We start from the raw sequence: 12,220 nt of genomic DNA on the forward strand, positions 1-12,220 counted from the left end.
CGTCGGCACCGGGTTCGGTGCCGACGGCGGGGTGCCGGATCCACGTCCGTCCGGCGCGCCGACGGTGGAGTTCCAGGACGTACGGTTCTCGTATCCGGGCCGGGGACCCGCGCTGCGAGGGATCTCGTACACCGTGCCGGGCGGCACCCGGACCGCGCTGGTCGGCCTCTCCGGCGCGGGCAAGACCACGATGTTCGCGCTGCTGCAACGCTTCCATGAACCGGCCTCGGGCCGGATCCTCATCGACGGTGCGGACATCGCCACCCTGCCCAGGGCCGAGGTGCGCCGGCGGATCGCCTATGTGGAGCAGGAGTCGCCCGTCATGGCGGGCACGATCGAGGACAATCTCCGGTACGCGGCCACCGGCGCCTCGGACGAGGACATCGCCGAGGTGCTCCGGCTGACCAGGCTCGACACCCTGATCGAGCGCCTGCCCGACGGGCTGCGCACCTCGGTCGGCAATCGCGGTGTCACCCTCTCGGGCGGGGAGCGGCAGCGGCTGGCCATCGCGCGGGCGCTGCTGCGCCGGCCCGAGGTCCTGCTGCTGGACGAGGCCACCGCGCAGCTCGACGCGAGCAATGAACGGGCGCTGCGGGAGGCGGTGGACCAGGCGGCCCGGCGCTGCACCGTGATCCTGATCGCGCACCGGCTCTCCACGGTCACCGACGCGGACCAGATCGTGGTGCTCGAACACGGCCTGGTGCGCGCGGCCGGCACCCATCGGGAGCTGGTGGAGGCCGATGTCCTCTACCGCGAACTCGCCTCCTCCCAGATGCTCGTCGACGAGCCGGACGGCCGGAGCGGCGGAACGGGCGGAATCGGCGCGCCGGCCGAGGCAGCGAGCTGAATCGTGCCGCGCCGAATCCGGCCGGCCGCGTCGTGCCGGGCTGAATGGCGCCGGGCCGAATCCCGGGAACGGGCAGAGGGACGGACACGAATGAGGGCGTTCCGCCGAAGTGGCGGAACGCCCTCACCCGGATTCGCCGTCCGGTCAGCCGGTCAGCCGGTCAGGGCGTTGAGCCTGGCCAGATAACCGTCGCGGTGACCCGCCACATTCGGGTGGTAGGACTCGTTGATCTTGTCCCATTCCAGGCTGGTCACCCAGGCGGTACCACCTGAGCAGAGAGTGTGCGGATCGAATATCGGCCGGGCGTCCAGGAATTCGAAACCGGCCTCGGCCGCACGGGCCGACATGACGGAGGCCAGGGTGTCGGCCGCCGAGTTCATGGCCGAGCGCTCGGTGTCGCTCAGCCCGAATATTCCGCAGTTGCCCCGGATGGTGTAGAGCCGCGGATAACCGACGACGATGACTCTCGCGTTGGGCGCCTTGGCGCGCACCGCGGCGTAGGTCTGCGCCAGCGCGGGGGACAGGTACGCCTGCGCGGCCTGCTTCGCCAACTCGACGCCGTTGACACAGTCCCGGTCGTCGATGGTGAGGATGCAGTTCGCCAGTACATCGACGAAACCGACGTCGTTGCCGCCGACCTGGACCGTCACCAGCGTGGTGTCCGCCGTCAGCTGAGGGATCTGCGAATTGATCACATCGGTCGTGGTGGCGCCGGAGCACGACGCCTCCACGAAGGCGACCGACGGGTGCTTGGCCGCCCACAGCCGGGGATAGGTCAGCGGGCCGCGACGGCACGCGTCATTGGGGTCGTCGTACGAGCGGGTGCCGGGGGCCACGGCGTACGAGTCGCCCAGGGCCACATACTTGCCCGCGGCGGCCTGGGCCGAGGTCGATATCGTGGCCGCCGCGACGAATGCCAGCAGGACGGTGAAAAGTACCTTTAATGAGCGCACGGAAATGCTTCTCCAATGGTGGGGGCATGGACCCCACCATGGATAGCGGTTCAGAACGTCATAGTGTTGTCGTGTCCATGAAAAAATGATGACGTCTTATAGGGGAGATGGATGGCGGTGGCCACCAGTCCCCGGCCGGCTGTCCAACGGCCCGGGAATTCATCGTAATGACGGTTTTCGACAACCGGGCCCGGTACCAAGAGCCTTGCCTGGAAGGTCCCTTCGACCGGATTGATGACTATTTCCGCCTCGGAGAAATCGAGTTCACGTCCGGTGAGTGGATACCACACCTTGAAAACGCTCTCCTTGGCGCTGAAAAGCAGCCGGTCCCAGCTCACCCCGGGGTGACGCTCCGTCAGAAGCGTCAGATGCTCGGCCTCGTGCGGCAGTGCGATGGCCTCCAGCACACCCTCGGGCAGCGGCGCGTCGGGCTCCGCGTCGATGCCGACCGCGGCCGTGGCGTGCTCGCCGTCCGACCTGGCCACCACCGCCGCGCGATATCCGTCGCAGTGCGTCATGCTGCCCACGATGCCTTTCGGCCACTGCGGCGCGCCCCGTGGACTGGGCAGCAGCGGTACGGGCGGCTGCCCCAGCCGGCGCAGCGCGCGCCTGGCCAGCAGCCGTACGGTGGTGAACTCCCGCCGGCGCTTGGCCACGGCCCGTGCCACATGGGCACTCTCCTGCGGGAACAGCGCCTCGTCCGGTCCCGGCGCGGGATCGTCGTACGCCGCCTCGGCCATGACCGAGGGAGGCAGGATCTCGCCGATCACCGGACGCCCTGCCCGCCGGGCGTCGGGAGGATCTGCCGCAGCGGCTCCCGCGGCGGCCGTTTGCTCCACTCGCGCGGATAACCGACCGAGACCTCCTCGAAGCGGACCCCGTCGTACCAGGTGACCCGGGGGATGTGCAGATGCCCGTAGACCACGGCGGCGGCGCGGAAGCGCACATGCCAGTCGGCGGTCAGCTCGGTGCCGCACCACTGTGCGAACTCCGGGTAGCGCAGCACCCGGGTGGGCTCGCGGACCAGCGGGAAGTGATTGACCAGGACCGTACGCAGCGAGGGGTCGAGGGCGGAGAGCCGGCGCTCGGTGTCCGCGACCCGGGCCCTGCACCAGGCGTCCCGGCCGTCGTACGGGTCCGGGTGGAGGAAGTACTCGTCGGAGCAGACGATGCCCGCGTCGGTCGCCACGCGCAGCGACTCCTCCATCGTGGTGGCGCCGGGCGCCAGGAACGAGTAGTCGTAGAGCACGAAGAGCGGGGCCACCGCCACCGGGCCGCCGACGCCGCGCCACACCGGATAGGGATCCTCGGGAGTGGCGATGCCCAGCTCGCGGCAGAGCTCGACCAGACGCAGATACCGCTTCTCGCCGCGCAGATCGCACGGATCCTGCGGATGCGTCCACAGCTCATGGTTGCCCGGGGCCCAGATCACCTGGGTGAACCGGTCGCTGAGCAGCCGCAGCGTCCACTCGATGTCCGCGTATTTCTCGGCGACGTCGCCCGCGACGATCAGCCAGTCCTCGTCGGAGTCCGGTCGCAGTCTCTCGACCAGCGCGCGGTTCTCGTCGTACACGACATGCAGATCGCTGACGGCCAGGAGTCTTCCGTCGGGCACAGTACCGGACCTTTCCCTCGGGTGCTGTCGGCTTCTGTCGGCCTCGAACGCCGGACCGGGCCCGGCGCAGTCACCCTGCGAGATTACGCGGAAACATATGACATGGCTTCAGCGCCTGTGTTGCGGGCAGATGTCGGCTCCACCAGGCTCCCGGACAGGGCCTAGGCCGTCAGCGGTGCGGCACGGGCGGCGTGCAGCCGGGCGTAGGCGCCCCGCTCCCGGATCAGCTCGTCATGGGTGCCGCGCTCGACGATCCGCCCCGATTCCATAACGACGATCATGTCGGCGTCACGAATGGTGGAGAGCCGGTGCGCGATCACGAAGCTGGTCCTGCCCGCGCGCAGGGTGTTCATCGCGCGCTGGATGAGGATTTCGGTACGGGTGTCGACCGAGCTCGTCGCCTCGTCCAGGACCAGGACGGCGGGCCTGGCCAGAAACGCCCGTGCCACGGTGATGAGCTGTTTCTCCCCGGCGCTGACGCCCGACGACTCGTCGTCCAGCACCGTGTCGTAGCCGTCGGGCAGGGTACGGATGAACCGGTCGGCGCAGGTCGCGCGCGCGGCGGCCACGATCTCCTCATGGCTCGCGCCCTCCTGCCCGTACGCGATGTTCTCGGCGATCGTGCCGCCGAAGAGCCAGGTGTCCTGGAGGACCAGACCGAACCGCGCCCGCAGATCGTCGCGGCTCATCGAGGCGATGTCCGTCCCGTCCAGCAGGATGCGGCCCCCGTCGACCTCGTAGAACCGCATCAGGAGATTGCCGAGCGTGGTCTTTCCCGCGCCCGTCGGGCCGACGATCGCGACCGTGCTGCCCGGCTCCACGGTGAGCGACAGATCTTCGATCAGCGGTGTCTCGGGCGCGTAGCGGAACGACACCCGGTCGAACCGCACCCGGCCCAGGACCTCGCCCGGCCGGGCCGGGGGGTCCGGATCGGGAGCCTGCTCCCGCTCGTCGAGCAGGGTGAAGACCCGCGCGGCGGAGGCGATCCCGGACTGGAGCCGCCCGGCCACGCTCGCGACCTGGACGATCGGCTGGCTGAACTGGCGGGAGTAGAGGATGAAGGCCTGGACGTCCCCGAGCGTCAGCGTCCCGCGTACGACCTGCCACGCACCGGCCACCGCCACGGCCACATAGCCGAGGTTGGCGAGGAACATCATCGACGGCTCCATGGTGCCCGAGACGAACTGGGCCCTCGCGCCCGCCCGGAACAGCGCCTCGTTCCGCGCGTCGAAGTGCCGCTCGGCCTGCTCCCGCCGGCCGAACCCCTTCACCAGGGAGTGGCCCGTGTACATCTCCTCGACATGGGCGTTCATCGCGCCCGTGGCGGCCCACTGGTCGGTGAACCGGGGCTGGGCCCGCCTGCTGATCCAGGCCGCCAGGACGGCCGACACCGGCACGCTCGCCAGCATGACCAGCGCCAGCGACGGCGAGATCACCAGCATCAGGATCAGCATGGTCACGATCGAGATCACCGAGGTGATCAGTTCGGCGAGGGTCTGCTGGAGCGTCTGCTGGAGGTTGTCGACATCGTTGGTCGTACGGCTCAGCACCTCACCCGCCGGATGGCGGTCGAAATAGCGCAGTGGCAGCCGTCCGAGCTTGTCCTCCGCCCGCTCGCGCAGCTCGAAGACCACCTTCTGGACGACGGCCGAGACCAGCCGGCCCTGGACGAGCATGAAGAGAGAGGCGGCGACATGGAGGACGAGCAGCAGCAGCAGCACCTCGCCGACCCGGCCGAAATCGACTCCGGGCGCAGCCGCTCCCGTGCCGGCCCCCGCACCCGCTCCCGCGTCCGCCCCCCGTCCGTCCGTCAGCACACCGTCGACGATCAGATCCGTGGCCCGGCCGAGCAGGAGCGGGCCGAACGCGTTGCAGCCGATCCCGGCGATCCCGAGGACGAGCGCCAGAGCCACCGGGGAGCGGTGCGGCCGGAGCAGTGCGAGGAGCCTGCGGCCGGGGCCGGGGGTTTCCGCCAGGTCAGGGCTGTCCGGCGAGACCATGGACGGCCTCCTCCTCGGTGAGCTGGGAGAGGGCTATCTCGCGATAGGTCGTGCTGTCGCGCAGCAGCGAGTCATGGGTGCCGGTGGCGGCGATCCGGCCTTCGTCCAGCACCACGATCCGGTCGGCGGAGCGGACCGTGGCCACCCGCTGGGCGACCGTGAGCACCGTCGCTCCCGCGATCTCGGGCGCGAGCGCGGTGCGCAGCGCGGCGTCCGTGGCGTAGTCGAGCGCCGAGAAGCAGTCGTCGAACAGATAGATGTCGGGCCGGCGCAGCAGCGTGCGCGCGATGGCCAGCCGCTGGCGCTGGCCGCCCGAGACATTGGTGCCGCCCTGGGCGATCGCGGTGCCGAGCCCGTCGGGCATGGTCTCGACGAAACCGGCGGCCTGGGCGGTGCGCAGGGCCCGCCAGAGCTCCTCGTCGGTGGCGTCCGGCTTCCCGAACCGCAGATTGGTCGCGACCGTCCCGGAGAACAGATACGGCCGCTGCGGTACGAAGCCGACGGCGCGGCTCAGCGCCTCGGGGTCCAGCTCCCGCACGTCGACGCCGTTGACCCGTACCGAACCGCCGGTGACGTCCATCAGCCGCAGCACCAGATTCAGCAGGGTCGTCTTGCCGCTGCCGGTGCTGCCGAGGATCGCCACGCTCTCGCCGGGGGCCGCCGTCAGATCGATCCCGTGCAGTATCGGCTTCTCGGCGCCCGGATAGCGGAACTCCGCGCCCCGGATGTCGAGTCGGCCCGCCTCCTCCGACCGTCCGCCCGCCTCCTCCGACCGTCCGCCCGGCTCACCCGAACGTCCGCCCGGGGCGTCCGCCGCCGTCCGGACCGGCTCGGCCGGCGGGACGACGCTTGTCGCGGTGGTCACGATCTCCTGGATACGCGCGGCGGACACCTTCGCGCGCGGCACCGACAGAAACACGAACGCGATCATCACGACCGACATCAGGATCAGTGACAGATAGCTCAGGAACGCGCTCAGCGCGCCGATCCGCATCGCCCCGCCGTCGACGCGGTACGCGCCCGCCCACAAAATCGCCACCATGAAACCGTTCATCAGCAGCAGCACCACGGGCAGCATCGACGCGATCAGCCGGCCCACCCGGCGTGACACGTCGAAGAGTTCGGTATTCGTCCGGGTGAACCGGGCGCGCTCGTGGGCGTCCCTGACGAAGGAGCGCACCACCCGCACGCCGGTGATCTGCTCCCGCAGCAGCCGCGTCAACCGGTCGAGATACGTCTGCATCCGCTCGTAGAACGTCCCCATGCGGACCAGAAGAAATCCGAACGCGACACCGACGACCACGACCAGCACCACCAGGATCAGCGCCAGCGGAAGGTCCTGCTGGAGCGCCAGGACGACACTGCCCAGACACATCAGGGGCGCCGAGACCACGATGCCGAAGCCCGACAGGGCCAGCGTCTGCACCTGCTGGACGTCGTTGACCGTCCGCGTCAGCAGCGACGGCGTACCGAACCGGCCCACCTCACGGGCGGAGAAGTCCAGCACCCGGCGGAAGACCGCCGAGCGGAGATCGCGGCCCATCGCCATCGCGGTCCGGGCGCCGAGCGACACCGCGCCGACGGCCGCCACGATCTGGACGAGCGCCACGGCCACCATGACCGCGCCGACCCGGGTGATGTAGCCGCTGTCACCGGCGACCACTCCGTTGTCGATCAGCGCCGCGCCGAGCGTCGGCAGCAGCAGCGTGCCGAGAATCTGGACCAGTTGCAGAAGGACGAGCAGGGCCGCCGGCCATCGATAGGGACGTACATGAGTGCGCAGAAGTCCGAACAGCACGGAAAGACACTCCGGTTGACAGAGCCGGCCCGGACGCCGACGCACACAGTGCACCGCATCACCGGCCCGAAAATCCCTAGTGTTCTCCCGGACCGCTCTTCCCGGCGGTGCCCGTACCCGGGAATTCCCTAGTAAGCCGGGGATTTCTTGACACCGGGGCCGGCGGCTTGCGAGCGTGCCGGTGTCTATCGTCCGGACAGAAGCGTATTCGATGCGAGGTCGTCGACCTGGCTCTGCGTTTGGGCGGTCTCTCGGTGGTCGAGAAGGGGAAGGTATGTCCAAGCGTGCGCTGATCACTGGAATTACCGGGCAGGACGGTTCCTATCTGGCCGAGCATCTGCTGTCCCAGGGGTATCAGGTCTGGGGTCTGATTCGCGGGCAGGCCAATCCGCGCAAGTCCCGCGTCAGCAGGCTCGTATCCGAACTGTCGTTTGTCGACGGCGATCTCATGGACCAGGGAAGCCTGGTCTCCGCCGTCGACACCGTGCAGCCCGACGAGGTCTACAACCTCGGCGCGATCTCGTTCGTGCCGATGTCGTGGCAGCAGGCGGAGCTGGTCACCGAGGTCAATGGAATGGGTGTGCTGCGGGTCCTCGAAGCGATCCGCATGGTGAGCGGACTCAACGGCTCCCGCGCGGCCGGCGGCGGCCAGATCCGCTTCTACCAGGCGTCGTCCTCGGAGATGTTCGGCAAGGCCGCCGAGACCCCGCAGCGCGAGACGACACTCTTCCATCCGCGCAGCCCGTACGGCGTCGCCAAGGCGTACGGGCACTTCATCACCCGTAACTACCGCGAGTCCTTCGGGATGTACGCGGTCTCCGGAATGCTCTTCAACCACGAGTCCCCGCGCCGCGGTTCGGAGTTCGTGACCAGGAAGATCTCCCTGGCGGTCGCCCGGATCAAACTCGGGCTCCAGGACAAACTGCACCTCGGCAACCTCGACGCGGTACGCGACTGGGGCTTCGCCGGCGACTATGTGCGCGCCATGCACCTGATGCTCCAGCCGGACGATCCGGACGACTACGTGGTGGGCAGCGGCGCCATGCACTCGGTCAGGGACGCGGTGCGGACCGCCTTCGAGCATGTGGATCTGAACTGGCAGGACTATGTCGTCATCGATCCAGAACTGGTGCGTCCCGCCGAGGTCGAGGTGCTCTGCGCGGACAGTGACCACGCCCGCGCCAAACTGGGCTGGAAACCCACCGTCGACTTTCCCGAGCTGATGAAGATGATGGTGGACGCCGATCTCCATCAGGTCTCCCGCGAACACGAATACGGGGACCTCCTGCTCGCCTCCAACTGGTAGCGCACCGTCGGGCCGCGGGAAACTAGGGATTTCCCGTCGCGCTTCCGACGACACTCGCCACATGGCATCCCCGAATCGGCCGCGAAGCCATGTGGCTTTCCTCTTCACCGCAGTGTGCGGCATACCGCGGTGCACGACGAGCGCGAGATGTCCGGCGTGATTCATGTTCGGCCGCTGGCTGTCGAGATGGGTTGAGTTGAGATGGACAACGAACAGAAGCTCCGGGACTACCTCAAGCTTGCGACCGCCGATCTCCGAAGGACGCGGCAGCGGGTCGACGAACTGGAGACGGCCGCCCAGGAGCCGATCGCCATCATCGGTATGACCTGCCGCTATCCCGGTGGCGTCAGCAGCCCGGAGGATCTGTGGCGCATGGTCGAGGCCGGTGGGAACGGTATTTCGGCGTTTCCCGCCGACCGTGGCTGGGACACCGAGGCGCTGGACTCCTCCGCGACCTCCTCCGGCGGATTCCTCCACGACGCGCCCGACTTCGACGCGGACTTCTTCGGTATCTCGCCGCGCGAGGCCGTGGCCATGGACCCGCAGCAGCGGATCGTGCTCGAATCGGCCTGGGAGGCCTTCGAACGCGCCGGTATCGACCCGTCCTCGGTCAAGGGCAGCCAGACCGGTGTCTTCATGGGAGCGATGGCCCAGGACTACCGGGTCGGGCCCGCCGACGGCGCCGAGGGGTTCCAGCTCACCGGCAACACCGGCAGTGTGCTCTCCGGCCGTATCTCCTACACCTTCGGCACGGTCGGCCCCGCCGTCACCGTCGACACCGCCTGCTCGTCGTCCCTGGTGGCCGTCCATCTCGCCACCCAGGCGCTGCGCTCGGGAGAGTGCTCCCTCGCCCTCGCCGGCGGTGTGACGGTCATGTCGAGCCCCGGCACCTTCATCGAGATGGGCCGTCAGGGCGGGCTTTCCGCCGACGGGCGCTGCCGCTCCTTCGGCGACACGGCCGACGGCACCGGCTGGGCCGAGGGCGTGGGTGTGCTGGTGCTGGAGCGGCTCTCGGACGCGCGGCGGGCCGGTCATGAGGTCCTGGCCGTCGTCCGGGGCAGCGCGGTCAACCAGGACGGTGCCTCCAACGGACTGACCGCGCCCAACGGCCCGTCCCAGCAGGAGGTCATCCGGCAGGCCCTGATCAACTCCCGTCTCTCGGCCGACCAGATCGACGCCGTGGAGGCCCATGGCACCGGCACCACCCTCGGCGACCCCGTCGAGGCACAGGCGCTGCTGGCCACCTACGGCCAGGGCCGTGACAGGAACCGGCCGCTGCTGCTCGGCTCGGTCAAGTCGAACATCAGCCACACCCAGGCCGCCGCCGGTGTCGCCGGTGTGATCAAGATGGTCATGGCGATGCGCCACGGAGTGCTGCCGCGCACCCTCCTCGCCGACGAGCCCTCCTCGCACGTCGACTGGGAGCGCGGCGCGGTCCGTGTCCTCACCGAGAACACCGCGTGGCCCGAGACCGGACAGCCCAGGCGGGCCGCCGTCTCCTCCTTCGGCATCAGCGGCACCAACGCGCACACCATCGTCGAGCAGGCGCCTCCCCTCCCCGGCGCACCCGAGGAGGCGGACGCCGCGTACGCGCCCGGCACCGTACCCCTGCTGGTCTCCGGTCGGACCGGCGAGGCGCTGCGGGCCCAGGCCGCCGCGCTGCTCTCCGCCCTGGAGACCGCTCCCGCCACGACCGTCCTGGACACCGCCCACTCCCTGGCCACCACCCGGGCCGGCTTCGAGCACCGCGCGGCGGTCCTCGCCGCCGACCGCGCCGCCGCGCTCGCCGGACTGACCGCCCTCGCCGAGGACGGCGCCTCGGCCGATCTCGTCCGGGGCACCGCCGGGAGCGAGGGCAGAGTGGCCTTCCTCTTCACCGGCCAGGGCTCGCAGCGCCTCGGCATGGGCCGTGAACTCCACGCGCGGTTCCCGGTCTTCGCCCATGCCCTGGACGAGGCGCTCGACGCGCTCGACCCCCTGCTGGAGCGCCCGCTGCGGGAGGTGCTCTGGGGCGAGGACGCCGAGGCGCTGGACCGTACGGAGTACGCGCAGCCCGCGCTCTTCGCCGTCGGGACCGCGCTGTACCGCCTGGTCGAGTCCTGGGGCATCAAGCCCGACCATCTGACCGGCCACTCCATCGGTGAGATCACCGCCGCCCATGTGGCCGGGGTGCTCTCGCTCGCCGACGCCGCCACGCTCGTCGCGGTCCGCGGGCGGCTGATGCAGGCGCTGCCCGCCGGTGGCGCCATGATCGCCGTGGAGGCCACCGAGGACGAGATCGCCGCGCTGTCGGCCGGGCACGAGGACACCGTGTCGGTCGCGGCGGTCAACGGCCCCTCGGCGCTGGTGCTCTCCGGCGAGGAGGAGGCCGTCACCCGGATCGCGGCCCGGCTCGGCGCGGAGGGCCGCAGGACCAGGCGGCTGCGGGTCTCGCACGCCTTCCACTCGCCGCTCATGGAGCCGATGCTCGACGAGTTCCGCGCCGTGGTCGAAGGGCTGACGCTCCGGGCGCCGCTGACGCCGTTCGTCTCCAACGTCACCGGCGAGCCCGCGACGGTCGCGCAGGTCACCTCCGCCGACTACTGGGTGGACCATGTGCGCCGCGCCGTGCGCTACGCGGACGGCGTCCGCTGGCTGGCCGGTCACGGAGTGACCACCTTCCTCGAACTCGGCCCCGGCGGAGTGCTCTCCGCGATGACCGAGCAGTGCCTCGACCAGGCGGACGGCACGGAAGGCGCGCGGGACCGTGCCGCGCTGCCCGTCCTGCGTCCGGGCGGGTCCGAGGTCCGTACCCTCACCGCCGCCCTGGCCGGGCTGCACGTACGAGGCGTCACCGTCCGCTGGGACGCGTACTTCGCCGGTACCGGAGCCCGCCGTGCCGACCTGCCCACCTATGCCTTCCAGCGGCGCAGGTACTGGCCCAGGGGAAGCCAGGGCCGGAACGCCGATCCGCGGGCCGCCGGTCTCGGCGCAGCCCACCACCCGCTGCTCGCGGCCGCCGTCTCCCTCGCCGGCTCCGAGGGCGCCCTGCTCACCGGCCGGCTCTCGCTGCTGACCCACCCGTGGCTCGCCGACCACACCGTGCGCGGCACCACCCTGCTCCCCGGCACCGCCTTCCTCGAACTCGCCGTGCGCGCCGGTGACGAGGTCGGCTGCGACCGCGTCGAGGAACTGACCCTGGCCGCGCCGCTGGTCCTGCCGGAGCGAGGCGGCGTCCAGGTCCAGCTCTGGGTCGGCGCGCCCGACGACTCGGGCCGCCGTACCGTCCATGTGTACTCACGCCCCGAGGGCGCCGACGAGACGCCGTGGACCGCGCACGCCACCGGTGTGCTCGCGATCGGCGGGGAGGGGGAGCGGGCGCCCGGGCACGCCGGCTTCGACGCGTCCGTATGGCCTCCCGCCGGAGCCGAACCCGTCGCCACCGACGGGCTGTACGAGCGCCTCGCCGAGGACGGCTTCGCGTACGGTCCGCTCTTCCGGGGGCTGCGCTCGGTCTGGCGGCGCGAGGGCGAGGTGTACGCCGAGGTCGCACTGCCCGAGGGCGCTACGCGGGCCGGTACGGACGACACGGACGCGTTCGGGCTGCATCCGGCGCTGCTCGACGCGGCACTGCACGCGTCCTCCTTCATAGAACTCGGTACGGAGAGCCGGGGCGCGCTGCCCTTCTCCTGGGAGGGCGTCTCGCTGCACGCGACCGGCGC

Annotated in this window: 8 protein-coding genes; 3 read left to right on the forward strand and 5 right to left on the reverse strand. The window is 70.3% G+C overall.

Going from position 1 to position 12,220, the window contains the following annotated elements; translation table 11 throughout:
- Positions 1–847: ABC transporter ATP-binding protein (locus BFF77_RS14350; RefSeq protein WP_141698441.1), on the forward strand; the 847-nt coding region annotated here is incomplete at its 5' end.
- A gap of 152 nt (positions 848–999) precedes the next feature.
- Here the strand turns inward: BFF77_RS14350 and BFF77_RS14355 are convergent.
- The 5 genes from BFF77_RS14355 to BFF77_RS14375 form a co-directional block, all read right to left on the reverse strand.
- The gene (locus tag BFF77_RS14355) at positions 1,000–1,800 is read right to left on the reverse strand and encodes an SGNH/GDSL hydrolase family protein (protein WP_066948821.1); all 801 of its coding nucleotides are present in this window, start codon (positions 1,798–1,800) and stop codon (positions 1,000–1,002) included.
- A 50-nt stretch (positions 1,801–1,850) separates the two neighbouring features.
- Positions 1,851–2,570: a 4'-phosphopantetheinyl transferase family protein gene (locus tag BFF77_RS14360; RefSeq protein ID WP_066948823.1), complete on the reverse strand. Its 720-nt coding sequence runs from the start codon at positions 2,568–2,570 to the stop codon at positions 1,851–1,853.
- Positions 2,567–3,415, reverse strand: a complete 849-nt coding sequence (locus tag BFF77_RS14365) for a metallophosphoesterase family protein (RefSeq protein ID WP_066948825.1) — start codon at positions 3,413–3,415, stop codon at positions 2,567–2,569. Before BFF77_RS14365 ends, BFF77_RS14360 begins: the two co-directional genes overlap by 4 nt.
- 161 nt (positions 3,416–3,576) lie before the next feature.
- Positions 3,577–5,415, reverse strand: coding sequence for an ABC transporter ATP-binding protein (locus BFF77_RS14370; RefSeq protein WP_066948828.1), 1,839 nt, complete (start codon positions 5,413–5,415; stop codon positions 3,577–3,579).
- On the reverse strand, positions 5,393–7,213 hold the full coding sequence (locus tag BFF77_RS14375) for an ABC transporter ATP-binding protein (protein ID WP_066948830.1): 1,821 nt from the start codon (positions 7,211–7,213) through the stop codon (positions 5,393–5,395). The genes BFF77_RS14370 and BFF77_RS14375 overlap by 23 nt, the downstream gene beginning before the upstream one ends.
- A gap of 274 nt (positions 7,214–7,487) precedes the next feature.
- On the opposite strand from BFF77_RS14375, the gene BFF77_RS14380 reads away from it, so the two are divergent.
- A complete protein-coding gene (locus BFF77_RS14380) occupies positions 7,488–8,519 on the forward strand; it encodes a GDP-mannose 4,6-dehydratase (protein WP_066948833.1) in 1,032 nt (343 codons plus the stop codon).
- A 201-nt stretch (positions 8,520–8,720) separates the two neighbouring features.
- Positions 8,721–12,220, forward strand: a 3,500-nt coding sequence (locus tag BFF77_RS14385; protein ID WP_141698442.1) for a type I polyketide synthase, incomplete at its 3' end; no start/stop codon positions are given.

The sequence above is a fragment of the Streptomyces lushanensis genome, from assembly GCF_001700515.1.
GTDB classification, from domain to species: domain Bacteria; phylum Actinomycetota; class Actinomycetes; order Streptomycetales; family Streptomycetaceae; genus Streptomyces; species Streptomyces lushanensis.